Genomic DNA, 25,221 nt, shown 5'->3' with positions numbered 1-25,221 from the left:
CCGGCGGCTCATGCAACTCGCCCGCCTTCGCAAGACCACCGCCCGCGGCGACCCATAAGCGCCCCAAGCGTGCGAGATGAGACCAAGCGAGACCCGACAACTATTACGATGTGGAAGGAGACCCACCCATGCAGAAAGTCACCGCTTTCTTTACCGAGCTAATGCGCCGGTATTTGCCCGATCCGTTCGTCTTCGCGATCGGCCTCACGCTGTTTACGATGGCCCTTGCCGTGATCGTGCAAGGCCAGGTGGTCACGGCACTCACCACGAGTTGGGGCAAGGCTTCTGGGCGCTGCTCGCGTTTACCACGCAAATGGCGGTAATTCTTGCAATGGGTTATCGTCGACGTCGAGACGCGCGAGGAAGCCGAGCGCTTCATCGCGCAGGATCCGTTCACGCTGGTCGGGCTGTTCGAGAGAGTGAAGATCGTTCGCTGGCGCAAGGCCTACGTCGACGGGAACTGCTACCTGTAGGCGTCACGGGAGCATAGACGCTTCCAGGGGTAATCGTCCGAATCGTGCGGAATCTGGCAGTGACAGCTTCCAGCGCCGCTTCCCCTGGGTGAGAACCGCTGACCTTGCGAAATCGGGGTGCCGATACGTCATCTCCCTGGTATCTTGCAAAAAAGGACCACTTGGTAATCTACGGAACAAGTTGAACGTTGTTGCCATGAAAATTCATCGAAGTCGTGCCGCCCGGTGCGAATGCGGCGGCCGGGTGAGGGAAGGTGGGACGCGGGCGGGATCGACGTGCACGTCACCCTGCTTTTCCGGAACGTGCAGACGGTAGTCGAGAAATTTTTTGAGGGCGTCTAGACGACCGGTCTAATATGGGTGTAGCATTTGCTCCATAAACTCGGTGCTGGCGATAGAAATCGTTAGGGAGATATGACTGTCATGTCGTACGAACGGGGATGCAATCAAGTGAGAAAGCGGTCCGTGATTGAGCGTCGATGAATGTGTGGACTCACGCATTTTTTTTGGACACGTTTCTAGACGACTGGTCTATTCTTTCGGGAGCGACAATGCAGAATTTCAGTTACTACAACCCGACCCGCATTGTTTTCGGCGAAGGCAGCGTGTCTCGCCTGAATGACCTGATCCCGCGCGATGCCCGGGTCCTCGTGCTCTACGGCGGCGAGAGCGCCCGGAAAAATGGAACGCTCGACGAGGTCAGGGCCGCGCTCGGCGCACGTGAGGTCCAGGAGTTCGGCGGTATCGAGCCGAATCCGGCGTATGAGACGCTGATGAAAGCGGTCGCGCAGGTAAGCGCGAGCCGGATCGATTTCTTGCTCGCAGTGGGAGGCGGCTCGGTGATCGACGGCACGAAGTTCGTCGCGGCCGCCGCGCTGTTCGAGGGCGAGCCCTGGAGCATCATGGAAAGGCACGGCGCGAACGTGCATGCCGCGTTGCCGTTCGGCAGCGTCCTCACGCTTCCCGCGACCGGCTCCGAAATGAACAACGGCGGCGTCGTGACGCGTCGCGCGACGCACGCGAAGCTCGCGTTCCGTAGCGAGCATGTATTCCCGGCATTCTCGATCCTCGACCCGACGAAGACCTACACGCTGCCGCCGCGGCAGATCGCAAACGGCGTCGTCGACGCGTTTACGCATGTCGTCGAGCAATACCTGACCTATCCGGCCGACGGGCTTGCGCAGGACCGCTTTGCGGAAGGTCTGCTGCAGACGCTGATCGAGATCGGCCCGAAGGCGCTTGCCGAGCCTCACGACTATGCGGTGCGCGCGAATCTGATGTGGGTCGCGACGCTCGCGTTGAATGGCTTGATCGGTGCCGGCGTACCGCAGGACTGGGCAACGCACATGGTCGGCCACGAGCTGACGGCCCGCTACGACATCGATCATGCGCGCACGCTCGCGGTCGTATTGCCCTCCATGCTGCAGGTGCGGCGCGACAGCAAGCGGGCGAAGCTTCTCCAGTACGCGACGCGTGTGTGGAATATCACCTCCGGCTCGGACGATGCGCGCATCGACGAGGCGATCGCTCGCACCCGTGCATTCTTCGAGAGCCTCGACGTGAAAACGCGCCTTGCCGATTACGGGGTGGGTGCGGATGCGATCGACCAGCTCGTCGCGCAGCTGGATGAACACGGGATGACGCAGCTCGGCGAGCAGAGGGACGTCACGCTCGATGTGAGCCGGCGCGTGCTGGAAGGGGCGCTGTAATTGAAGCGGAAGCGTCCCGGACGGATGGCATGTATGCGGTCAGTCCGGGGCAGACGACCACGGGATCGCGTTCGCCGGCGGCTTGGCCGGTGCGTCACCGCCTGGGAGCCCCGACGGACACGATTGAATCAACTCAACGGAAACCGATCATGAAAGTTCTTATCGTTTTGACTTCGCACGACACGCTGGGTAGTACGGGGGAGAAGACTGGATTCTGGCTGGAAGAGTTTGCTGCGCCGTACTACGTGCTCAAGGACGCCGGGGTCGATATCACGCTGGCATCCGTCAAGGGCGGCCAGCCGCCGCTTGACCCGAAAAGCAACGATGCGGCGTTCCAGACCGACGCGACCCGCCGCTTCGAAGCGGATGCGGCCGCGCGCGCGGCACTGGCGACGACGCTCAAGCTGTCCGATGTCTCGATCGACACATTCGATGCCGTGTTCTATCCGGGCGGGCATGGCCCGCTGTGGGATCTCGCCGAGGACGCGAACTCGATCGCGCTGATCGAGCGCGCCATCGCGACCGGCAAGCCGGTGGCGGCGGTTTGCCATGCGCCAGGCGTGCTGCGCCATGCGAAGGCGCCGGACGGCAAGCCGCTCGTGCAGGGCAAGTCGGTCACGGGTTTTGCCAATACCGAGGAAGAGGCGGTCGGCTTGACCGACGTGGTGCCGTTCCTCGTCGAGGAAATGCTCAAGGCGAACGGCGGCATCTATACGAAGGCCGGTGACTGGCAACCCTATGCGGTCGTCGACGGTCCGCTGATCACGGGGCAGAACCCGGCGTCGTCGGAGCGTGTCGCGCACGCGCTGCTCGAACAACTGAAGCGGGGCTGAACGATGGCAGTGGATAAAGAAAGCGCGCTTCAAGCGCTCTGGGCGGCGCGCTACCGGGACGAACAGATACCGCATGCACCAGTTGCCACCAACGAAGTCGTGCGCAACCTGCTCGACCATCGCTCGGTGCGTTCGTATCTTCAACGAGGGGTGCCCGACGATGTGCTCGTCGCGGCGATCGCGGCCGCGCAGTCCGCGTCGACTTCGTCGAATCTGCAGGCGTGGAGCGTCGTTGCGGTGACCGATCCCGAGCGGAAAGCGCGATTGGCTGCGCTCGCGGGAAAGCAGCGACATGTCGAGGAGGCGCCGCTGTTTCTGGCGTGGGTGCTGGATCTGTCGCGGCTCAGACGCGCGGGAGAATCGAAGCGCAAGCGCACCGACGGGCTCGATTATCTCGAGAGCTTTGTCGTCGGCGCCGTCGATACGACGCTCGCGGCCCAGAACGCGGCTGTCGCGTTCGAGTCGTTTGGCCTGGGGCTGGTCTATATCGGCGGGATGCGTAACCGCCCCGAAGCAGTTGCTCAGGAACTCGGCCTGCCCGAATCGAGCATGGTGCTGTTCGGCATGTGCGTCGGTTATCCCGATCCCGATCGACTGCCGGCCATCAAGCCGCGTCTCCCGCAGGCGGTCGTGCTGCACCGCGAGCAATACGATGTTGCGGCCGAGCACGATTCGATCGGCGTCTATGATCGGCGCGTTTCCGATTACCTGAACGAACGCGGCAATGCCGGCGGAACCTGGACCGACGCAGCGGTCGAGCGGGTTCGAGGCCCTGAATCGCTGAGCGGTCGCGATCGTTTGCGCGACGCGTTGTCGGCGCTGGCGTTCAAGCTGTTGTGAATGCCGGATGACCCGCATTTACGATCCATTGACTGATTGAATCGAGGTGTATCGATGAGCATTTACGTATTCGCGAGCCTGATGCCGAAGCCCGAGCATGCGGCGGCCGTCGAGGCGGAACTGCAGCGGATGGTGGCGGCGACGCGTGCCGAACCGGGCAATCTCCGCTACGACCTGTTTCGGCAGACCGACGGCAAGCCGGGATTTCACCTGTTCGAAATCTATCGCGACGAGGCCGCCATCGCAGCGCATCGAGCGAGCGAGCATTACACCGCATACCGCGCGAAAGCGGCCGACTGGTTGGCGGAGCCGCCGGTGGTGAAGGTGCTGACGGCGGTCGACGTGGCGACGGCGTAGATCGGCACGGCAACCAAGCGCCACGGTGTGCAGGTCTTCGATGCGGCTCACCGTGGCGTTTCAATGAGGCAAGGTAATGAGCGCCAAGATGCTATTGATTGTCGGGGTTTTGTCTTGCGGGATAGCGCCAGCTATCGCGGAAACGAACGGTGCCTTGACGAGGCAGCAGGTTAGGGCAGATCTGTATCGGGCCTTCCTCGACGGCCGACTACCGCAGGATATGAAGGCGACCTATCCGTCACCGCCGTCGAATCAGGCCGATATCGCGGCGATGCGGCGGCGCGAAGCTGCGTGCAACGACACTGATGGCAAATCGACCCGATAGATGTGAATGCAGTGGCCGTGCCTGGAATCTGGCCAGCATGTGGAAATATCAATGGATACGCTACAAAACATGAGGGCGTTTGTCCGGGTCGTGGAAGCCGGCAGCTTCACGGCCGCGGCGCAGTCGCTCAATATGACGACGAGCGCGGTATCCCGCGCTGTCTCGGATCTCGAGGAGCATCTCAGAGCCCGTCTGATGAACCGCTCGACTCGCCGACTTGCCCTGACGACGGCAGGGGAACGCTATCTGCAACGCTGCCAGCAGATTCTTGTCGACATCGCGTGCGCCGAAGAAGACGTGAGCGAAGCTCACGAATCGCCAAAAGGCGTGTTGAAGATGCAGAGTTTCGCCAGCATCGGGCAGCACTACATCTTGCCCGCGATCTCGCGGTATCGGAAGCTGTATTCCGATGTGGCAGTCGAACTGACGTTATCGCAGCAGATTCCCGATCTGTTTGACGGGTCGAGCGATGTCGCCGTGGTCGCGGTTTCCGCGTTGCCTGATTCGGATATCCTGGCCTATCGGCTGGGATCGACTTACAACGTCTTGTGCGCGTCGCCGGAATACGTGGCGGAACACGGCATGCCGGAACGCCCTGAGGATCTGGACAAGCATGAATGCCTGATCCTCGATTCCCCAACCTTTGCGGCACACGAGTGGCTGCTCGAAGGGCCGAATGGAGCAGAGCGGAGAACAATCAATGGACCGGTTCAGGTCAATATCGCGGAGTCGCTGGCAGTCGCAATCCGGGAAGGGATGGGTATCGGGATGTTGCCGGTTTATGCCGCGGTCGATGGATTGAGCGACGGCTCGCTGTTTCGCGTCCTACCCAATTATCTCTTGCAGAAGAAGGACATCTACGCGCTGTACCCATCGCGAAAGTTCGTCGATGCAAGGACCCGGACGTGGGTCGACTTTCTTCGAAAATATTTGCCGGTGGTCATTGCGCGTGATCAAGCGATGCTAGACGCGCTGACGCGAGATTTTCCGATCAAGCCAGCCGAAAAGGTGCGCGTCAACGATTGACGGAAACGCGATGAAAACAACTTGATGGGAACGGCGTCAGGTCACTTCTTTCGTGGCATTGGTCGTCGCGTTTGCGATCGACATGAGCGGGACGACGCTGCCGACTGCGATCTACGGACACTATCAGCATTACGATGGACTGACGTCGACCGTCGTTTCGATGATCTACGCTGCGTATGCAGTCGGTGTGCTCAGTGCGCTCCTGTGTTGCTTCCTTTATCTTGTGGATGCGTCGCAGGAAACTTGCGGATATCCGGGATATGCTTGCGTTGCACAGGAAAGCGAGTCAAACTATTCGATGAATAGTTTGACGGTGAGTACTCGCATGTACCGAAGAGAGAAGGGTTTGGGGGGAGGCGGGCTCGTATGTCTTAAAGATTCTCCGCCAGGAACGGAGCATGCACCTACGGCGAAGTCGCCAGCAGCTAGCGGCGACCGGCAGTCGGATCACGTAATCGCACAAGAAGTGCGGAGCGCTCTGGTAAAGGAGGCCCTGCTCACGACCTCGAATGTCTTCGTCGTTGTCCGGCAGGGGCATGTATCGCTCGAAGGGCCGGTGCCGGAGACGACACAGATTCCTCTCGTCGACAGGGCTGCATCGTCTGCGCCTGGTGCGTTTCGATGGAGGACGACTTGAGCTATCGGATTCCAGAGGGTGGCCACTGACCGAGACGGGATGCCAGATAGAGACGAATGCGCGCATGCCCCAAACAGGGGGTGTAACGATTGTGCCAATAGCAGACGTCATGCCTGGACGCGTCAAAGATGGGGGCTGTTTGATGTCCCGTATCGAGGGAAGCTAGCGAATGACAATTGTCAACCGTGTGACAGCCATGCTAGGCGTGGTGCATCCCATTGTCCAGGCGCCGATGGGCTGGATCGCGAGGGCGCAACTCGCCGCTGCAGTTTCGAACGCAGGCGCGATGGGCATCATCGAGACGTCGTCGGGCGATCTTGATGCTATCCGCGACGAGATCCGCAGGATGCGCCAACTGACTGACAAGCCGTTTGGGGTCAATATCGCCCTGACCTATGTCCGCGATCCGGGCATTGTGCAGTTCGTCGTCGATCAGGGCATCAGGTTCGTGACGACTTCGGCGGGAGATCCGTCCCGCTATTGCGCGGAACTTAAGGCAGCCGGGCTGATTGTTTTCCATGTGGTCCCTACTCTCGCTGCCGCTCTCAAGGCGGTTGCCGCTGGAGTCGACGGCCTGATCGTCGAGGGTGGGGAAGGGGGCGGATTCAAGAATCAGCGTGACGTCGCGTCAATCGTGCTCCTGCCGTTGGTGTGCTCAAGGGTTTCTGTGCCGGTCATCGCTGCTGGCGGTTTTTGTGACGGAGCAAGCATGGCCGCAGCGTTCGCGTTGGGTGCCGAGGGCATCCAGATGGGCACGCGCATGCTGTGCTCGAAGGAGTCACCGGTGCACGAGAACTGGAAGCGTGCGATTGTGAGCGCACAGGAGACGGACACGATCCTCCTTAATCGTGGGGGAAATGGACCGGCGTTGCGTGCGCTGCGAACGGCACGCACTTCGCGTATCGAGCAGACGCTGCCGGGCAATATCATGGCCGAATTTGCCGGTGTCCAGGAGCTGTATTTCGGTGGGGATATGGAGGCAGCCGTGCCGCTGACGGGGCAGGTATGCGGGCGGATAGACGCAGTTCTGCCGGTCCACCAGATCATCGACGAGACTGTCGCGCAATTTCACGAGACGATCGATCGCCTTGCACGCCGTCGCGGGTCGTCTTGAAGGCGTCGCGCATCGGTCGAGCCAAACAGCCCGAGCCACTCGGTGCCCGGAAGAGTGACGCGGCCTGTTGACTCCTTCGGTTTCTGATCGGTCCTGGGTATGCAGATGCCTGGAGCGCAGGCGCTTCCGCGCTGCCGAGAGCGCGCCGCCGCGAGCTGACAACCTGCTACACTTCTTGGCCATGAGCGAGCTACCAACCAAGAAAATCCGGCGTGACCCGAACAGTCGCAAGTTCAGGGCGACGAAGGGAGGGGCCATCAAGCCCGAGGGACAATGGCACCATGGCGACCTGCGTGCATCGCTGATTGCGTGGGGTACACATCTCCTTGATAGTGAGGGGATTGCTGGAATGAGTATGCGCGCGGCCGCCAAGCTCGCTGGGGTTTCACCAGGGGCGCCGGCGCATCATTTTCAGGACCGGAATGGGCTGCTTGCTGCTATTGCCGCCCAGGCGTTTCGTGATCTCGTGGCGTTCCGTCGCGGGCGTCTCGAAAAGATCGGGCTGGACGATGCGCCCGCGCGGCTGCGTGCCGTCATGCTGGCCTATGTCGAGTTTGCCCAGGCTCATCCCGCGCGTTTCCATCTCATGTTCGGTCCGGAAATCCAGAACCGGGAGCAGTATCCCGAACTCGTGGAAGCGGGCCTGGCTTCGTTCCAGATGCTGCGCAGCGCCATTGTTCCTTGTCTGCAAGGTGCCAATGCGGCGGCGCTGCGCGAAGAGGAACTCGCGTTCGCGGTCTGGTCGGCCACGCACGGGCTCGCGGTGCTGACGCTGGACCGACAGCGGGTGATGCTTTCGGCCACCCGGCATGCTACCGCGCAGAAGCTTGCCGATTGCGTCGTCCGGTTTTGTCTTGCTGCCCTGCAGGGTGCGGCGGACGTGCGCTAAGCGCGATGCGTGTCAGATAGCGCGATCCTGGCCTTGCCAGTGTGGTTCACGCAGCCGCCGTTTGAATATCTTGCCGCTGTCCTCTCGCGGCAGGGATGCGTGGATTTCGATGAGGCTTGGTACCTTGTAGTTGGCAATGCGCTCGCGCAGGAATGCCTGAACCGCCGCTGCTTCGATCGCATGGCCCGCCCGCGGCTGGACGGCTGCGGCCAGACTTTCCCCAAATTCCATGTCGGGAATGCCGAATACGGCGCAGTCCTCGATACCCGGCATCGTCAGAAGTACCGATTCGATTTCGGCCGGGTAGATGTTGACGCCGCCCGAAATAACCATATCCGCCTTGCGGTCGCAGATGTGGAGAAAACCGTCTTCGTCGATGTACCCGACGTCTCCCAGCGTAATGAGGCCCTCGCGTTCCATGGCGACGCGCGCATCGGGGCGGTTGATGTACGTAAAGTCGGGCAACGCGTACTGGCGCACGTAGATCAGGCCGACTTCATGCGGCGGCAGCGTCTTCCCGGCTTCATCCAGAATGCGAACCTCGGCATGCGGCAGCGGATTGCCGGCCGAGCCAGGATGGTGTAGCCAGGTGGCGGAATCGATGAAGGTCGTATAACCCGCCTCGCTTGATCCATAGGCTTCGGTGATGATGGGCCCAAGCCACTCGATCATGGCGCGCTTGAGTGGCGCGGGACATGGCGAGCCCGTGGAGGCAACCTGGTGCAACGAAGATAAATCGTACTGCTTGCGTATTGCGGGATCTACCGCGAGCAGCCGCTGGTACATGGTGGGCACGAGATACGCATGGGTGGCGCGATGCTGCGCGAGCAGCTCGAGCGCACGCAACGCGTCGAAACGCGGCTCGAGTATCAGCGTAGCCCCAAGCTGGCAGAAGTGCGCGAGATAGGCCATCGCCGCGCTGTGATAGATCGGCGCAGAGAGATAGGCAGTGAGATCGGTACCCGTGCCGTAGACGATGTCCACCACGCGTTGCAGGTGCTCTTGTTTGTCCGCCTGCTCGTCAGCCGGCCAGGGAATACGGCGCACGCCCTTGGGTTTGCCCGTGGTGCCGGAGGTATAGGTAATGGCGCCGTGCGGCGTGCCAACTCGGGGAGGCATGGGCGGCAGGCCGACGCCGAAGCCAGCCCAGTCGCGCGCGTGCGCGTCAACCGGAGTGACCTCGTCGCGCGCCACCGTGACTACCTCGATGTCCTCGGGAATCCCGTCGCGGATCTGGTCGAGCAGATCGGCATCGACAAACAACGCGCGGGCTCCGCTGTCCGTGAGGATGTAGTTGGCCTCGAGGGACTTGAAGTGCCAGTTGATCGATGCGAGATAGAGGCCCGCCTCACGACAGGCCAGGATAAGGGCGACGTATTGCGGGCTGTTTCGCATCATGGCAGCCACCGTGTCTCCTTCGCTGCATTGCAGGCTATTCAATCCTGCGAGAATGCGCGCGATTTCACTGCTCATCCACTCCGTCGAATACTGTCGACCGTTAAACCATAACGTCGGAATCATGATGTCTCCTGATGCGCAATTCAGTGTTGCGCGGGAGCCGTGACGCTTATTTTTTTGGGGGTTGTGCGTCAAACTAATCGGCGAATAGTTTTGAGTCTAGCAGGTGGGAATGAAGGGCGCAAGTTGGAGTTCCGAGGGTTTCGCGGGCAGTCTAGCCAACTGGTAGGAAGGTCGGCCCGGAGGTGGAAGCGGCCACGCCATCACGAAATTCGAAGGCCACGCTCGCGTACGAATTCATCGAGACGCATAGTAAGGGCCACCCTGTTCGGACAATGTACGAGGTGCTAAGCATTGCACCGAGCGGCTATGCGCCTGGTTATAAAAGCCCTGTTTCAGATCGCAGATCGCGCGCGCGGCGCTGGTGCGAAGCGCGTGCCCAAGGCATTGCCAATGTGGTTACTCAGATCCCATGATGCGCGTACCCAGTGAAATACCGAGCGCCGACAGCGACGCATTGATCTTCTGCTGATCGCTTTCCCAACGCGACAGTGCGGCGTCGAATGCCGTGCCGCGCGTGATGGCCTGCATCGCTTCGGCGAGCCCAACCGCGTTGTCCGCCGCTTTCGCTACGCCGGCGGCGGTATGCGGGCGGACGAGGCAAGCCGCATCGCCAAGCAGCACCGTGCGGCCGAACACCATCTGCTTGACGGCAAGATCCTGAATGGTTTGCACGAACGGCGTGTGCGTCGCGTTGACGAGCGCGGCGAGCGTCGGCGCGAGCAGGTTGCGGCCCGCGTCGACGAGTTCCAGCCGATGGTCGTCGCGCATTGCACCGGGCGGCAGCGATCCGTCGCGCTGCGTGCCGTCCCGGGAAAGAAACAGCGCAGGCAGCTTGTCGTGCGAGAGACGCCGATACCATACCCAGTTCACGCGCCGCTTTCCGGGTTCCACGGTGCCGTCGCGGCCGGGTACCAGGTAGGTCAGGAAAAGATGCGCGTCGCCCTGCTGAAACGTAAAGCGGTTGCGCAGCACGCGCAGCACCTGATCGGGCAGGTCCTGCTCGTCGACGAGCCCGCGCCACGCGACGTAACCCGCATAGGCGGGATGCGTATCGGGCAGTAGTTGCGCGCGCACGCGAGAGCGCCCGCCATCCGCACCGACGAGCAGATCCGCGTGTTCCACCCGACCGCTCGCGAAATGCGCGGTCACGCGCGCGCCATCGGAATCGAGTCGCTCGAACGTCTCGCCTCCGTGGACGACGTCCGCTGGCAGTGCGCGCTTCAGCGCGGTGTAGATCACATTCCACGCAGTCTGGGTTTGCGGCATGTGCAGGCGCTGCACGATCCGGTCGCCTTCGTCGAGATAGATCCGGTCGACCGAATCGACGCCGGTATCGCTCGGCACCGGCACGCCGCCGAAGGCGAACGCGCGGACGATCGGCGGCTGCAGGACGATGCCACCGCCGCGGCTGTCGAGCTCGCTTGGCGACTGTTCGAACACGCTGACGCGCCATCCCGCCGCGCGCAGCGCGGTCGCCGTGAAGAGGCCACCTACCGATCCGCCGATCACGACCGCTCGCGGTCTCGATACGTCATTCATGATGTGCTCCTGTTTGTGCTCCTGTTGGCCAGCGGATCGCGTGTACCGCAGCGTTCGATTTCCTGCCGCGCGCGACGCCGGTGCGCTGCGGACTCAACCTTCCCAACTCTTCAGGAAATCGAGCAGCAGCGCGTTGACGCGTTCCGGCTGTTCTTCCTGCGGAAGGTGGCCGCATTGCGCGATGGGCTCGGCCCGAAGATCCGTCGCCATGCTTTCCCAGACGGATTTCATGTCGAACATCTTGCCGACTGCGTAGAAATCCTCGCCCCAGATCGCCATGGTCGGGCATGCGATCTTCACATCGGCGTCGACGAGATCCTGTTTGACGTCTTCCGCATTCGCGCGGTAATCGGCGAGCGCGCCGCGTACGGCGCCGGGACGACGATAGGCCCGGACATACGTGTCGAACGCCTCGCCGGAAATGGCGTGCGGGTTATAGCACCAGTCGGAGAAGAAGTGGCCGAGCCACTCGGCTTCCTTGCCCGCGATCAGTGCTTCGGGCAGGTCCGCGACCTGATGGAACAGGAAGAACCAGTACGCGCGCGCGGTCTGGGCCGTCATGTTCTGCGCGACGACGCGGGTCGGCACGTTGTCCATCACGACGAGGCGCTCGAGGCGCTCGGGGAAGTCCTTCGCGAAGCGCGTCGCGACGCGGGCGCCGCGGTCGTGCCCGACCAGTGCGATGCGGCCGATGCCGAGCGTGTCGAGCAATGCGACCAGGTCGCGCGCCATGTTGCGTTTGTCGTAGCCGGCGGCCGGCTTGTCGGTTTCACCGTAGCCGCGCAGGTCGGGCACGATCACGCGGTAGCGTTGTGCCAGGACGGGGATCTGGAAGCGCCATGCGAAGCTGGTTTCCGGGAAGCCGTGCAGCAGGACCACGACGGGCCCGCTGCCCGCGTCGATGAAATGCTGTCGTATTCCGTTCGCGGTGACGGTGTGGTGAACGATCGAAGGCGTAGTGGCGGACATGTGTCGGTTCCCGTTTCGGTTCGGACGACGCGCCATCGGGGCGAAGGGCGTGGGAGTGCTGTTAGAGCATAGGCGAAGCAACCTGGGCGGTCGCATGAATTGTTCTGAATCGCCTGCCCGGAAGACGCGTTCCGGCAGGCGTGACCGGTTTCACGTGGCGGGCTACGCGCTGTTCAACGATGCGACGCTGCGCGATTACCAGTTCCGCACGCCGCAATGGACGATGGGCAAGAACTTCGACGGAACGGGCGCATTCGGGCCCTGGTTCGTCACGGCCGACGAATTGCCCCAGGGCTGCAACGGGCGATGCATCCAGACACGGCTGAACGGCAAGGTCGTACAGGAGGCGTCGACGTCGGACATGATCTTCGACGTCGAGACGCTGATCGTGCTGCTGAGCGAGGTGATGACGCTGCAGGCTGGCGACGTGATCGTCACGGGCACGCCGGCCGGCGTCGGCATGGCGCGCGAGCCCCAGCTCTGGATGAAGCCGGGCGATGTTTGCGAAGTCGAGATCGAAGGGCTCGGCGTGCTGCGCAATCCGGTCGCGAAGGCGGTCTGACAGGATGGCCGCTGCGCTGTAGCCGACGTCGCGCAGGGGCCTAGACGCGCTTGCGGCGCCTGCCGGACGCGTCGGCCGCGAGCTGCTTCAGCGCCGCGGGCGTGCCGTGCAGGAACGCATCGATCTGGCGGGCGATTTCTGCGTCGAGATCCTCGGGGACGGGCAAGCCGTAGACCCATTTCCGGACGCCGAGATAGAAGATGCTCGCATGCAGGCTCCAGATCAGCTCGATCTCGGCATCGCGCTGCGCGGCGGGTGCCGGCGCGGCGATGTCATACGTGTGGCGGAGTTCGCGCAGCACGGGCAGGAACACGCGTTCCCTGAGGCGCGACAGATAGCGCGTGTTGAAGCCCTCGCGGCTGAGTCCCGCAAAGATGAACGTACGGATCCATTCGCGCCGCAGGATGGTCTGCGCGTAGGAGCGGTAGAACGTGACGAGCCGCTCCTGAAGTGGAAGCGTGCGGTCGGCGATCAGCTTTTCCCATTCGGGGTTCCACGTGTAGATCTCGTCGTAGACCCGGTCGATCAGTGCCTCCTTGCTCGGAAAATACCGGTAGAGCAGCGGCTGCGTGACGCCGATCTGCCGTGCGAGCTCGCGCGTGCTGCCGGAAAAGCCGTGAGTCGCAAAATGCTCGATCGCCTTCTCGACGATCTGCCGTTCACGCGCCTCCGGCGTGAGCCGGCGGCCGGGCGTGACGGCGTCGCCGAGGCTGTCCGTCGCGGGCGTGCGGGACGGCTTGCTGCGCTTTCGTTCGCTCATTCATGAACTCCTGATTGCGGGCATTCTTAACCTATCGATCGAAAAATAGCAAGGCGACGGCCGGGGGCGGCGAGGCGCGAGCATCCGGCGAATTCAGAAGTTTTCAGTCAATGGCCATGACTTTAAGATCGGCCTTCACTAGTCTTGCTCACGAACTGTCAGCCCTGCACGGCACGAGGCAATCCGCCCGCCGTCACGGGCGACGAACACGGAGCGGACCATGCCCTATCTGATTTCATTGGCGGCCGGCCTCGCGGTCGGCCTGCTGTATTCGCTGGTGCGGGTGCAATCGCCCGCGCCGCCGCTGATCGCGCTTGTAGGCCTGCTCGGCATCGTGCTGGGCGAACACGCGATCCCGTTTGTCCAGGCACAGCTGCGGCCGCCTGTCGTGCAGGTGCAGGATGCGCCCGCCAACGCGAAATGCACCGAAGCCATCCCATGCAGCCAGGACAAGTAAGCGCGGCCGCGCCGATAGCGGACCGCGTGCGCGGCGAGGACACGTTTCTCGCGACGATCGCGGGCTACGTCGACACCCTCGGTTTTGTCGCGCTGTTCGGTCTCTTCACCGCGCATGTCACCGGCAACTTCATCTTGATCGGTTCGGGCCTGGCAGGCGTGGGGCAGGGTCTCGTAATCAAATGGCTCGCCTTTCCCGCATTCATCACGGGCATTGTCGTCGCGCGCCTGCTCGATCACCACATGCGCCAGCTAGGGCATGGCGTGCGCGCCCGCGCGCTGTATGCGCTACAGACGGTGCTGCTGGCCGCGTTCATGCTGGTGGGCGTGCAATCGTCGCCGATCGGCGACGCCGATGCGCCGCTGACGATCGCATGCGGGCTGTTCGGCGCGGCCGCGATGGGCGTTCAAAACGCGCACGGGCGGCTCACGGCCCGTTCGGTCGTCGCGAACACGGTGATGACGGGCAACGTCACGCAAGCCGTCATCGACGCATTCGACTGGCTCACGCCGTTTGCCGCGCCGTCGGAGCGCGCGATTGCCCGCGCGCGGCTGTGGCGCATGCTGCCGCCCGTCGTCGGCTTCGCACTCGGCGCCGGGGCAGGCGCGGCCGGCTATGTTCTGGCGTCCTTCTGGGCGCTGCTGGCGCCGCTCGCGGCACTGTGCTTCCTGACTTACTGGAGCGGCAGGCCGGAGACGGAACCGGTGTCGTACTGAATACCGCGCAGCGTGCCGCTGCGCACATCGATTACAAGGAGGGTTTTATGATTTCAATGAAATGGCAACGCGCGTTGCGTCTCGCGGCGGTCTCGCTGGCCGTGCTGGGTACGGTGTCGGTCGCGACGCCGGCAGCGGCGGACGTCACGCATCTCGAGACCAGCGCGCGCATGCCGGTCGTGTCGGTCGCTCCGCAATATTCGACGACGCACGTCTACGTGCCGGGCGACAAGCTCGACGCGTTCGTGGAAAGCTTCCTCGCGACGTTCGGCGGCAAGGCATCGCCGCGCGCGGTCTTCACCGTCACGCCGACGCCGAGCAAGACGGCGTCGCAATACGTGCAGACGCCGGTCGGCATGCTGTCCGTGTTCGCGTTCGAGACGCCCGTGCCTTACCCGTTCGGCAACGAGCGGACGGGCTATCTCGTGACCGACATCAATCAGGCCGTGCGCGCGGCCCGCGGCGCGGGTGCCGACGTCGTCGTGGACACGTTCGACGACCCGATCGGCAAGGACGCGGTGATCCAGTGGCCGGGTGGCCTCACGATGCAGCTGTACTGGCACACGAAGGCGCCGTCGTACGCGCCGCTCGAGCGGGTACCGGACAATCGGGTCTATGTGTCGCCGTACGTGGCCGACAACTTCATCAAGCGCTTCGTGCGCTTCTCGCGCGGGACGGTCGTCTCCGACAACCGTCATGCGGACGGCGCCGAAATCGGCCGGCCGGGCGACAAGATTCGCCGCGTGCGGATCCAGTCCGGCTTCGGCAACATGCTCGTGTTCGTCACCGACGGGCACCTCCCGTATCCGTACGGTCATGAAACGACCGGGTATCTGGTCGCGGATCTCGATGCGACGCTCGCGAAGGCGCGCAGCGCCGGCGCGAAGGTGCTGTCCGAGCCCGGCACGACCTTGGACGGGCGCGGCGCGATGGTGGAGTTCCCGGGCGGCTATGTCGCCGAAATCCACGAAGCAGCGAAGTAACGGAGCGCCCGCGGATGAAATCCTGGCTGGAGACACTGTCAGGCGCCGTGATGGCGGGCGGCCTGCTGCTGAACGGCGGCAGCGCCTCTGCCGCGGCGCCCGCCGCGGCCGCGAGCCCCGCGTGCACCGCTAAGCGGCCCACCGTGCTGTTCAATCGCTGGCAGGAGGACTGGTCGGTGCTCGCCGATCCCTGCGTCGCGCGCAAGCCGCTCGATGCGCTGAAGTACATACCGCTGGGCAGCGACCCGTCCACCTACCTGTCGCTCGGCGCGAACCTGCGCGAGCGCTTCGAGCTGAACAACGCACCGCTGTTCGGTCTCGGTCCTGCACACGACGACAACTACGTGATCCAGCGTACCGAGGTGCATGCGGACCTGCGCTACCGCGGGCATTGGCAGGCATTCTTCCAGTTCGCGGATGCGCGGCCGTTCGGCAAGAATGCCGTTTCGACGGTGGACCGCAATACGCTCGACGTCGAGCAGGCGTTCGTCGCGTACGTCGACCAGATCGGCAGCGGCACGTTCAAGGCGCGCGTCGGCCGGCAGGAGATGGCGTTCGACTTGCAGCGTTTCGTGTCGGTGCGGGATGGCCCGAACGTGCGCCAGGCGTTCGACGCATTGTGGGCCAACTACGAGATCGGCAAGTGGCGGCTGATCGGCTATGTGACGCGCCCGGTGCAGTATCGCAACGACGCGCCGTTCGACGACGTATCGAACCGCCACCTGCGATTCGACGGCGCGCGTATCGAGCGAAGCGGGGTCGGCCCCGGCGACCTGTCGGCCTACTGGTCGCGCTACACGAGAGACAACGCACGCTATCTCGACGGGGCGGGGACCGAGCGGCGCGACGTGTTCGACGTGCGTTACGCGGGGAAATCGCACCAGTTCGACTGGGACGCGGAAACGATGATCCAGACCGGGCACGTCGGCCGGAGCACGATCGATGCCTGGGCGTTCGGGGCGCTCGGCGGCTACACGTTCGCGTCGACGCCGGGCACGCCGCGCATCGGCATCCAGGTCGACGGTGCATCGGGCGACTCGCATCCCGGCGATGGCCGCGTGGGCACGTTCAATCCGCTGTTCCCGAACGGCTACTACTTCACGCTGGCCGGCTATACCGGGTACAGCAACCTGATCCACGTGAAGCCGTCGCTGACCTTCAAGCCCGATCCTGCGGTGACGCTTATGACCGCGGTCGGTTTCCAGTGGCGCGCGACGACGGCCGACGCGATCTACGGTCAAGGGATGGCGGCGGTGCCCGGCACGGCCGGAAAGGGCTCGGCCTGGACGGGGATGTATGCGCAGGTGCGGGCCGACTGGCTCGTCAATGCGAATCTCGCGCTGGCGGTCGAAGCCGTGCATTTCCAGCTCGGCAGTTCGATCCGCGCGCTCGGTGCACGCAATGCCGACTATGTCGGCGTGGAAGCGAAGTTGGGCTGGTGAGGCCGCCGCGCGGGCGGCCCGTTGTCAGCCGGGCAGGGCCGCGAGCGACGTGACGAAATCGATGAACGCGGTCACGCGCTTCGAACCGCGCTGGTTCGGCAGGTACAGCGCGGTGACGACGGAGCGCACCGCATCGGGCGTCACGTCGTATTGCTCGAACAGTTTGCGCAGGCGGCCGGCCTGCACGTCCTCGTCGACGAGCCAGTCGGGCAGCAACGCAATGCCCGCGCCGTCGAGCACCGCGCCCCGCAGCACCTCGCTGTGGTTCGACTTCAGCCGCCCGGTGACGATCACCTTCGTCGTGTCGCGCGCATCGGTGAACGTCCACACCTGTTGATCGCTGCCGAAATGAAAACGCAGGCACGCGTGATCGACCAGTTCGCCGGGCGTCGTCGGCGTGCCGTGCGCATCCAGATAGTCGTGACTCGCGACGACGTAGCGCCGGAACGTCGCGAGCGGCTTCGCGACGACGTCGGCCGACGGCGCCGCTTCGCCTAGCCGGATCGCGACGTCGATCCGGCCTTGCACGAGGTCGACGCGCTCGTCGGTCAGTTGCAGATCGAGGTCGAGCTTCGGATAACGCGCGAGGAACGCCGATACGTGAGGCATGATGCGACGAATGCCGTAGACGACCGGGACGGACACGCGCAGGGGCCCGGACGGCTCGTCGCCGCGATCCGAAACGAGCGCGTCGGCCTCGGCCAGATCCTCGAGCAGCCGCTTGGCGCGTGCGTAGTAGAGGGACCCTGCGTCCGATAGCGTCACCTGCCGGGTCGTGCGGTTCAGGAGGACCGTGCCGAGCGACGCTTCGAGCGCATCGACGGCACGGACCACGGACGAGGCCGCGAGACCGAGACGCCGTCCCGCGCTCGAGAAGCCGCCGGCTTCCGCTACTTCGACGAATGCGCGCAGCGTGGAAAATCTGTCCATCGGGTGGCCTTTGTTCGAGTCGCAATAGAGCTTTGCATGCCGTTCGCATTCTAGCGTCGGGTCGCAGGCGCTATCTTGTCATACGGAAATGCACAGGAGATTGCGATGAATACGCTCGATGTGACGGTGATCTACGATCTCGTCTGCCCGTGGTGCTGGATTGCCGAGCGCAGGCTGGCCGAGGTTGTTGCCGAAGTGGATCGGGCCGATGCGGTCAACATCCGCTTCGTTCCTTTCGAACTGAATCCGGCCATGCCGGCTGCCGGGATGGACCGCAAGGCCTACCGAAGCGCGAAATTCGGCAGTTGGGCACGTTCGCAGATGCTCGATGCGCAGGTCGCGGAAGCCGGTCGCGCCGCCGGCCTGACGTTCAACCATGCGCGGATCGCGCGGACGCCGAACACCCGGCTCGCGCACCGGCTCGTATGGTTCGCGCAGCAGCGGGGCAGCGCGGTCGCGCTCGTCGATGCGCTGTTCGCCGCGTATTTCCACGACGGGCGCGATCTCGGCGACGCGGAGGTGCTCGTCGACGTTGCGGCCGGCACCGGCCTGGATGCCGACGCCGTTCGCGCGTTCCTCGCGTCGGACGCGGGCCTTGAGGCCGTGCTGGAACTCGAGGCGGACGCGGTACGCAGCGGTGTCGCGTCGGTGCCGGCGACCCGGATCGGTGCGGTGGCCATCAGCGGCGCGCAGCCGGCATCGGTGTTTCGCGAAGCGCTTGTCGCTGCGCACGGATGACCGGCCGGGCCGAGGCATCTCGAAGGACGAGATCAAGCGCGACCGGCAAGGACCGATCAGCGGGATGTTTCGCGGCGCCACGCGCCGGGTGGATGACCGACTACCTTGACGAACACGCGGTTCAGATGGCTCTGGTCCGCGAATCCGCAAGCATCGGCAATTTCTGCCAGCGTCAGGTCGGAGGACATGATCAACTCGCGCGCTTGAGCCACGCGTTGTTCGAGCAGCCATTGGTGCGGCGTGCGCCCGGTCGTTCGCGAGAATGCGCGAATGAAATAGCCGCGCGACAAGTCACATTCGTTTGCCACATCCGAGATCGACACGCCCAGGTTGCCCTTTTCCATCAAGAGTTCCTTGGCGCGCGCGGCCTTCGCCGGCGACAGGACGCCCTTTCCCGGCAGATCGCGCGTGCGCGCGTTGCCATAACGTTGCACGAGATGCGTGCCGATCGCCAGCCCCATCTGCTCGACGAACAGCGTCGTCAGCGTGCCCGGCTCATCGAGGCTGCCGGCGACCGCGTGCGCGAGATGGCCGAGCACCGGATCCCGCTGGTCGATTCCGCAGATCAGTCCGCCGCCGAGCGCTGTATCGTGTTCCTCGCCGAGCCGATCGAGGTACTGCCGCGACAATTCCACGAGGACGAAATCGAATTCTCCGTACAGATCGGCGCGGAAATCGTCGGAGAAATCCCGGATGTAGATCGAATCCTGCTGGAATTGCCGTTCGGACTTTCTGGCGCCGCGGAATATCGTGCGATGGTGGCCGCCGTTCAGCGAAATACCGACCAGGAAGCCGCGGTCGGAGGCGGGCATGACGATACGCTCGAAATGCGGATCGGGCATGCATTTGCGAAAGAGCGTCAGACCATCCGCATTCCTTTCGATATCCTTGCTGAGCAGGCTCGGCGCGCATCCGAGCGCATCTTTCGACGGCGGTGCGGGCGGAGCGAGGCGTGATTGAGGCATGACGCGAGGTCCTGGAAAGCACTTGAGTCGCAAAAAATTTACGGCAATTTTATACGGGGCAAGTGACGGTCCCAAATTAATTTGGATGAATTTCCACACATCGCGCCGTCGTCCGGTCCGACAGCCCGTTCGCCGCATCCACCTGTCAGGTGCGATCCCGGTCGATCGAGAGGGGTTTTTTATCATGCGGAACGGCCTCCGGCGTCGCGTGTTTGACGCGACGTCGAGCGCATTTTCATTCAAGACGCGCGTTTATACGCTGTTTACACTCCGCCTGAATCTTGAGATTACGAGTCCGGCTGGCATTTGGCCGGACGCCGGTTTTAGGCCTGGCGAACGACTTCGTTCACATGGCAGTCATCAAGGAGCACCTGGAGGCAGCCATGATCCAGATCGGTAGTTTGTCGGTGGACTTCGAGCAACGGGATATTCGCCGCGATGGCCTGTCGCTGCGCGTCGGCGCACGGGCATTCGACATTCTCGAGGTGCTGCATCGCGCGAGCGGTTCCATCGTCTCGAAGGACGACATCATGGATGCCGTCTGGCCCGGGCTGATCGTCGAGGAGAACCGGCTCCAGGTCCATATCGCCACGTTGCGCAAGGCGCTCGGCGTGCATCGGAACCTGATCAAGACGGTGCCGGGCCGGGGCTACGTGCTGGTCTGCGGCATGCATGCCGGCGCTCGGATGTGCGAGCCGGCGGATGCGCCGGCCGCGGTCGGCGGAGAGCGTTTGCAGGTGCCGCCGCTGATCGGCCGTGAGGCCGAAATCGGCGAGATCGTCGACATGCTCGACCGGACGCCGGTTGTCACGCTCGTCGGCGCCGGCGGGATCGGCAAGACCACGCTCGCTGTCCGGATCGCCCACGATCTGATGCGCCGGACCGGGGAGCGGGCGCATGTCGTCGAACTCGCTCAGGCAACGACAGGCGGTGACGTGCTGGGCACGCTGGCCGACGCGCTGGCGCTGCAAATCGGCGACGCGCCGTCGATCGACGAGATCGCCCGCGCCATCGCCGGAACGCGGTGCCTCCTCGTGCTCGACAATGCCGAACATGTCATCGACCTGATCGCCAACCTCGTCGAAGCGCTCGTTGCGCGTACCGACACGGTGCGCGTGCTCGTGACGAGCCGCGAGCCGCTCCACATTTCGGTGGAATCGGTGTTCCGCGTCGATCCGTTGACCGTGCCGGAACGCGACGCGGACTGTGAAGCGATCGCGGCATGCTCCGCGGTCGAACTGTTCCTGTGCCGGGTCCATGCGGCGACGCCCGATTGCGCGGTTGACGAAAGCAGAATCCGTGTCGTCGGCGACATTTGCCGGCGCCTCGAAGGCCTTCCGCTGGCGATCGAACTCGCGGCTGCGCGGGTCGCGACGCTCGGCATCGAAGGCGTCGCGTCGCGCCTCGACGATCGCCTGAACCTGCTGACGGGCGGGCTGCGATCCGCGCTGCCGCGTCATCAGGCGTTGCGGGCGACCTTCGACTGGAGTTACGTCTTGCTGGATCCGGCGGCGCGCGCGCTGTTTCGCCGGATGGGTTGCTTCACGTCCGCATTCTCGTTCGATGCCGTACGAGCGGTCGCGATAGAGGCGGATACGACGATCGCCGAGTTGATCGCCGGGCTGGGCGAACTCGTCGCGAAATCGTTGTTGAACGTCGAGTTTTCCCACGCGAACGCGCGGTACAGGTTGTCCGAATCCACCCGTGCGTATGCGCTGGAAAAGCTGCGCAACGAGGGCGAGTTCGAACGCGTCGTCGCGCGTCACATGCGCTACGAGCAAGAGCAGGCGACTGCGAGGGCGGCCATCGGGGCGGTCGAACCGCTGTCGAATCAGGTGTCGACGGCGATCGATGCAAGCCGGTTCCCGGTCGCCGCGACTCTCGCGACGCAGGTGCCGTGCGCGAGGGTGTTCGCGCGCGAGTTGCTCGACCCGTCGGGAATGAGCGAATGCGGGGCGCAGGCGAAACGGCTCCTCGACGAAATCGACACCGGGTCGTCGAGCGTCGACCCGGACGACGAAATGCACTTGCGCGCCGCGTATGCGTCGGCGCTCCTGCATACCGCGGGCGATGTGCATGCTGCCGCCGCGATGTGGAGCCGGGCGCTCGGGCTCGCGCGCGATGCCGGTAACGACGGGTTCGACGCGCACGCGCTGGCCGGGCAATGGCACACCGCGCTGGCGATGTCCGACGTTCACGAATCGCTGCGTTACGCGATGCGGTTCGAGCGCGCGGCCGAACGCAGCGGCGTGCAATCGCAGCGCCGGCTCGCGACCGCGATGGTCGCGACCTCGCTCCACTACTTCGGAGAGCACGCCCAGGCGCGCGAGCGGCTCGACACCGCCATGGCGGCGTTCGCCGATACCGGCGAGCCGCGGCGCGCGGAATCCGCCCTCGGCATCGACGTGGCGACGCTCGGACAAACGACGCTCACGCGGCTCGCGTGGATGCAGGGCGAACCCGAGCATGCGGTGCGGCTCGCCGCGCAGGCAGTCGAATCCGCGCGGAGCGACCGGTCAGGGCTTGCGCTTTGCGTGGTGCTCGGCGCGGCGGCCGTGCCGATCGCGTTGGACTACGGGGATCACGACGTGATATCCGACTACCTCGCGACGCTGCGATCGGCGTCCGACGCGAGCGGGTTCGACATCTGGCACTGGCATGCGGAATGCCTGACGGGGCAATTCGACATTCAGGCCGGGCATCCCGGTACCGGGCTGGCGAGACTGGAACCCGCGTTGCGGCACATCGAGGCGAGCGGATTCCGGCACCTGCTCGCGCCGCTGGTCGGCGCGTATGCGGAAGGACTGGTCCGCACCGGGCGCGCGACCGAAGCCAACGCGAAGCTCGATGCCATGATGGCCCGCTGCCGGTCGCGCGGCGAGCATCTGTTCATACCGGAGCTGCTTCGCGTGAAAGGGCTGACCGCGCTCGAGCAGGCGCGCAATGCCGCGGCGGATCTCGCGGTTGCCTACGAAGCGGAAGGACGCCGCCAGTTGCTCGCTGCGATCCATACAGCGAAGGCGCAGGGGGCAGGGATGTGGGAATTGCGCGCCACCGCCGATCTTGCCGACTACCTGATCGAGCGCGGCGGGGTCGGGCAGGCTGCGTCGTTGGTGGCCGGCCTGTCGGGGCGCTTCGATCTGTGCTCACGCGCGTCCGACATTCGCCGGCTGGTGCGTCTGCAAAACTTCGTCCGTGCGCACGAGGAACCCAGGTCGCACCGGCAACGCATGCGCTTCGAAGCGACGGCGGATGCTGCGCAGACGGTGATGTAGCGGCGCAAGGTGTGTCGGGCGCATCCGTGAGAAACGGCATGCGAGTGAAACATTCGCGACGAAGCCCCCCCGTCAAACGGTATCGGCAAGCTTCGTCGTTGTGCAATCCTCAAGGGAGTGTCTGATGGTCGGTTCATCGTCGACGGATGACAACGCAGCACGTTTTGCCCGCGGCGGCCTCGGCCGGAAGAAGCAGCATGCCGACGCCTGCGGCTGCGCGGCCGCGGTCCGGTATCTAGCGTGAGCGTGAGGGCAATCGATGCATAAGGCGACGGAACCCGTGCGAATGGCGGATCTCGTTGTGTACAACGGCAAGATCGCGACGCAAGACGACAAGCGCTCGTTCGTGACCGCGCTCGCGGTGTGCGAAGGACGCATTCTGGCGACCGGGAGCGACCGGGACGTATTGGCCCATGCGCGCAGCGATGCGACGCGCATCGACCTGAACGGCCGCACGGTGGTCCCGGGCCTGAACGACTCACATCTTCACGTGATTCGCGGCGGCTTGAACTTCAGCATGGAGCTGCGCTGGGACGGCGTGCCGACGCTTGCCGACGCGCTCGACATGCTGCGTCGCCAGGTCGAACGCACGCCGGCGCCGTACTGGGTGCGCGTGGTCGGCGGCTGGAACGAATTCCAGTTCGCCGAAAAGCGTGGTCCGACGCTCGCCGAGCTCAATGCGATTGCGCCCAATACGCCCGTCTTCGTCCTTCATCTGTACGACAGCGCACTGCTGAATGCGGCGGCGCTGCATGCGGCCGGACTCTGTCGCGACTCGTCGGGAGAAGCGGGCGGAGAGATTCAGCGCAATCGCCACGGACGGCCTACCGGGATGCTGATCGCTCGTTCGGGTGTGCAGCTCCTGGAAGCTGCGCTCGCGAAGAGCCCCAGGCTTGGCTACGACGATCAGATGAATTCGACGCGGCACTTCATGCGCGAGCTGAACCGCCTCGGCATCACGAGCGCGATCGATGCAGGGAGCTTGTATCAAGCCTATCCCGACGACTATGCAGTGATCATGGAACTCGCGAAGCGCGACGAATTGACGGTACGTATCGCATACAACCTGTTTGCACAGAACGAGAAGCGGGAACTCGAGGACTTCGCCAAGTGGGTGAAGATGACGAAGCCCGGCGACGGCGACGAATTCCTGCGTGTGAACGGCGCGGGCGAAATGCTGGTGTTTTCCGCCGCCGATTTCGAGAACTTCCTCGAGCCGCGTCCCGATCTGCCGGCCTCGCTCGAGGAAGAACTGACCGGCGTGGTGCGGCTGCTGGTGCAGAACCGCTGGCCGTTCCGGCTGCACGCGACCTACGACGAGTCGATCAGCCGTTTCCTGAACGTGTTCGAGGCCGTCAATCGCGAGGTTCCGTTCAACGGGCTGCGCTGGTTCTTCGACCATTGCGAAACGATCTCGGAAGCGAACATCGCACGTACTGCCGCACTTGGCGGCGGGATCGCGGTACAGCACCGGATGGCCTATCAGGGCGAATACTTCATCTCGCGCTACGGGCCCCAGGCGGCCATGAACACGCCGCCGATCCAGGCGATGCTCGCGGCCGGCCTGCCGGTCGGCGCGGGAACCGACGCGACGCGCGTCGCGAGTTTCAATCCGTTCGTGTCGCTCTACTGGATGGTGTCGGGGCGCACGGTCGGCGGCACCGCGCTGTATCCGGAGCGTAACCGGCTCGACCGGATGGAGGCGCTGCGCCGCTACACGGTCGGCAGCGCGTGGTTCTCGAGCGAGGACGATCGCAAGGGGGCGCTGGTGCCGGGCCAGTACGCGGATTTCGCCGCGTTGACGGACGACTACTTCACGATCGGCGAGACGGAGATCAAGTACCTGTCGTCGGTGCTGACGGTCGTCAACGGCAAGGTCGTGCATGCGGACGATGAGTTCGCACCGCTGGCGCCGCCGCCGTTGCCGGTCAGCCCCGGGTGGTCGCCGGTCGCCGAATTTGGCGGTTACAGCCGCTACCGTCCGGTCGCATCCACGCGCATGCGCGCCGACGCACCTGCGAATGGGAGCGGCGCGAACGCGCACGCGATGCCACCGACGCGATGTCACGCGGGGCCCGCCGGACATGATGCCGCCGGACTGACCGCACTGAATCGCAGTTGCGTTTCTACTGTCTAGGCCTCTCCGATCGATGCGTTTGCT

23 protein-coding genes and 2 pseudogenes are annotated in these 25,221 nt (G+C 64.2%); 19 read left to right on the top strand and 6 right to left on the bottom strand.

Annotated elements, in window-relative coordinates; translation table 11 throughout:
- Positions 1–128: 128 nt before the first annotated feature.
- The 11 genes and pseudogenes from BFF94_RS10920 to BFF94_RS10870 all read left to right on the top strand — a co-directional run.
- Positions 129–340: pseudogene (locus BFF94_RS10920) on the top strand (TIGR00366 family protein); the annotation flags it as partial.
- The gene (locus BFF94_RS10915; protein WP_128850020.1) at positions 327–473 is read left to right on the top strand and encodes a YciI family protein; all 147 of its coding nucleotides are present in this window, start codon (positions 327–329) and stop codon (positions 471–473) included. The pseudogene BFF94_RS10920 and the gene BFF94_RS10915, both read left to right, overlap by 14 nt.
- A 551-nt stretch (positions 474–1,024) precedes the next feature.
- Complete coding sequence (locus BFF94_RS10910) at positions 1,025–2,182, top strand: iron-containing alcohol dehydrogenase (protein ID WP_219139314.1); 1,158 nt, start codon at positions 1,025–1,027, stop codon at positions 2,180–2,182.
- A gap of 149 nt (positions 2,183–2,331) precedes the next feature.
- Positions 2,332–3,015, top strand: coding sequence for a type 1 glutamine amidotransferase domain-containing protein (locus tag BFF94_RS10905; RefSeq protein ID WP_128845894.1), 684 nt, complete (start codon positions 2,332–2,334; stop codon positions 3,013–3,015).
- A gap of 3 nt (positions 3,016–3,018) precedes the next feature.
- Positions 3,019–3,855, top strand: a complete 837-nt coding sequence (locus BFF94_RS10900; protein ID WP_128845892.1) for an NADPH-dependent oxidoreductase — start codon at positions 3,019–3,021, stop codon at positions 3,853–3,855.
- Positions 3,856–3,909: 54 nt separating this feature from the next.
- Positions 3,910–4,212 (top strand): putative quinol monooxygenase, encoded by a 303-nt coding sequence (locus tag BFF94_RS10895; RefSeq protein WP_128845889.1) that lies wholly within the window; start codon positions 3,910–3,912, stop codon positions 4,210–4,212.
- Between the two features lie 76 nt (positions 4,213–4,288).
- Complete coding sequence (locus BFF94_RS10890) at positions 4,289–4,537, top strand: DUF4148 domain-containing protein (RefSeq protein ID WP_128845885.1); 249 nt, start codon at positions 4,289–4,291, stop codon at positions 4,535–4,537.
- Between the two features lie 51 nt (positions 4,538–4,588).
- The gene (locus tag BFF94_RS10885; RefSeq protein WP_128845883.1) at positions 4,589–5,563 is read left to right on the top strand and encodes a LysR family transcriptional regulator; all 975 of its coding nucleotides are present in this window, start codon (positions 4,589–4,591) and stop codon (positions 5,561–5,563) included.
- A gap of 82 nt (positions 5,564–5,645) precedes the next feature.
- Positions 5,646–6,200, top strand: coding sequence for a BON domain-containing protein (locus BFF94_RS38425; RefSeq protein WP_372454179.1), 555 nt, complete (start codon positions 5,646–5,648; stop codon positions 6,198–6,200).
- A gap of 169 nt (positions 6,201–6,369) precedes the next feature.
- Positions 6,370–7,314, top strand: coding sequence for an NAD(P)H-dependent flavin oxidoreductase (locus BFF94_RS10875; protein ID WP_128845877.1), 945 nt, complete (start codon positions 6,370–6,372; stop codon positions 7,312–7,314).
- Positions 7,315–7,495: 181 nt separating this feature from the next.
- The gene (locus BFF94_RS10870) at positions 7,496–8,203 is read left to right on the top strand and encodes a TetR/AcrR family transcriptional regulator (RefSeq protein WP_128845875.1); all 708 of its coding nucleotides are present in this window, start codon (positions 7,496–7,498) and stop codon (positions 8,201–8,203) included.
- A 12-nt stretch (positions 8,204–8,215) separates the two neighbouring features.
- On the opposite strand, the gene BFF94_RS10865 is transcribed toward BFF94_RS10870, so the two are convergent.
- The 3 genes from BFF94_RS10865 to BFF94_RS10855 all read right to left on the bottom strand — a co-directional run bounded on the left by BFF94_RS10865 (position 8,216) and on the right by BFF94_RS10855 (position 12,232).
- Complete coding sequence (locus BFF94_RS10865; protein ID WP_219139310.1) at positions 8,216–9,724, bottom strand: AMP-binding protein; 1,509 nt, start codon at positions 9,722–9,724, stop codon at positions 8,216–8,218.
- A 396-nt stretch (positions 9,725–10,120) separates the two neighbouring features.
- Positions 10,121–11,263, bottom strand: coding sequence for an FAD binding domain-containing protein (locus BFF94_RS10860; RefSeq protein ID WP_128844166.1), 1,143 nt, complete (start codon positions 11,261–11,263; stop codon positions 10,121–10,123).
- Between the two features lie 93 nt (positions 11,264–11,356).
- Positions 11,357–12,232, bottom strand: coding sequence for an alpha/beta fold hydrolase (locus BFF94_RS10855; protein ID WP_128844169.1), 876 nt, complete (start codon positions 12,230–12,232; stop codon positions 11,357–11,359).
- A gap of 151 nt (positions 12,233–12,383) precedes the next feature.
- Here BFF94_RS10855 and BFF94_RS10850 point away from each other — a divergent pair.
- Positions 12,384–12,794, top strand: a pseudogene (locus tag BFF94_RS10850) (fumarylacetoacetate hydrolase family protein); the annotation flags it as partial.
- Between the two features lie 40 nt (positions 12,795–12,834).
- On the opposite strand, the gene BFF94_RS10845 reads toward BFF94_RS10850, so the two are convergent.
- Positions 12,835–13,554 carry a TetR/AcrR family transcriptional regulator gene (locus BFF94_RS10845; RefSeq protein WP_128844172.1) on the bottom strand — a complete coding sequence of 240 codons (720 nt, stop codon included), beginning with the start codon at positions 13,552–13,554 and terminating at the stop codon, positions 12,835–12,837.
- Positions 13,555–13,774: 220 nt separating this feature from the next.
- Here BFF94_RS10845 and BFF94_RS10840 point away from each other — a divergent pair, with 220 nt between their 5' ends.
- Genes BFF94_RS10840 through BFF94_RS10825 form a run of 4 tightly spaced genes read left to right on the top strand, consistent with a single transcriptional unit; the run spans position 13,775 to position 17,152 of the window.
- Positions 13,775–14,011, top strand: a complete 237-nt coding sequence (locus BFF94_RS10840; protein ID WP_128844174.1) for a DUF1427 family protein — start codon at positions 13,775–13,777, stop codon at positions 14,009–14,011.
- Positions 13,993–14,727 carry a YoaK family protein gene (locus tag BFF94_RS10835; RefSeq protein ID WP_128844177.1) on the top strand — a complete coding sequence of 245 codons (735 nt, stop codon included), beginning with the start codon at positions 13,993–13,995 and terminating at the stop codon, positions 14,725–14,727. Before BFF94_RS10840 ends, BFF94_RS10835 begins: the two co-directional genes overlap by 19 nt.
- Before the next feature lie 47 nt (positions 14,728–14,774).
- Complete coding sequence (locus tag BFF94_RS10830; protein ID WP_128844179.1) at positions 14,775–15,710, top strand: VOC family protein; 936 nt, start codon at positions 14,775–14,777, stop codon at positions 15,708–15,710.
- 14 nt (positions 15,711–15,724) lie between these two features.
- Entirely contained in the window at positions 15,725–17,152 is a 1,428-nt protein-coding gene (locus BFF94_RS10825) for an alginate export family protein (RefSeq protein ID WP_219139309.1), read from the top strand.
- Positions 17,153–17,176: 24 nt separating this feature from the next.
- On the opposite strand, the gene BFF94_RS10820 is transcribed toward BFF94_RS10825, so the two are convergent.
- The gene (locus BFF94_RS10820) at positions 17,177–18,082 is read right to left on the bottom strand and encodes a LysR family transcriptional regulator (protein ID WP_128843950.1); all 906 of its coding nucleotides are present in this window, start codon (positions 18,080–18,082) and stop codon (positions 17,177–17,179) included.
- 105 nt (positions 18,083–18,187) lie between these two features.
- Between BFF94_RS10820 and BFF94_RS10815 the strand changes: the two genes are divergently transcribed.
- Positions 18,188–18,820, top strand: a complete 633-nt coding sequence (locus BFF94_RS10815; RefSeq protein ID WP_128843949.1) for a DsbA family oxidoreductase — start codon at positions 18,188–18,190, stop codon at positions 18,818–18,820.
- A 56-nt stretch (positions 18,821–18,876) separates the two neighbouring features.
- Here BFF94_RS10815 and BFF94_RS10810 read toward each other — a convergent pair whose 3' ends face one another.
- Complete coding sequence (locus BFF94_RS10810) at positions 18,877–19,785, bottom strand: helix-turn-helix domain-containing protein (protein ID WP_128843952.1); 909 nt, start codon at positions 19,783–19,785, stop codon at positions 18,877–18,879.
- A 350-nt stretch (positions 19,786–20,135) separates the two neighbouring features.
- On the opposite strand from BFF94_RS10810, the gene BFF94_RS10805 reads away from it, so the two are divergent.
- Together BFF94_RS10805 and BFF94_RS10800 are read left to right on the top strand one after the other, a co-directional pair.
- Positions 20,136–23,060, top strand: coding sequence for an ATP-binding protein (locus BFF94_RS10805; protein WP_504740286.1), 2,925 nt, complete (start codon positions 20,136–20,138; stop codon positions 23,058–23,060).
- A 259-nt stretch (positions 23,061–23,319) separates the two neighbouring features.
- Positions 23,320–25,197: an amidohydrolase gene (locus BFF94_RS10800; protein WP_219139308.1), complete on the top strand. Its 1,878-nt coding sequence runs from the start codon at positions 23,320–23,322 to the stop codon at positions 25,195–25,197.
- The last annotated feature ends 24 nt before the right edge of the window (positions 25,198–25,221 follow it).

The organism is Burkholderia catarinensis (genome assembly GCF_001883705.2).
Lineage (GTDB): Bacteria > Pseudomonadota > Gammaproteobacteria > Burkholderiales > Burkholderiaceae > Burkholderia > Burkholderia catarinensis.
Note: the sequence above shows the minus strand (reverse complement) of the source record. Positions and strands in the feature narration are given on the sequence as shown.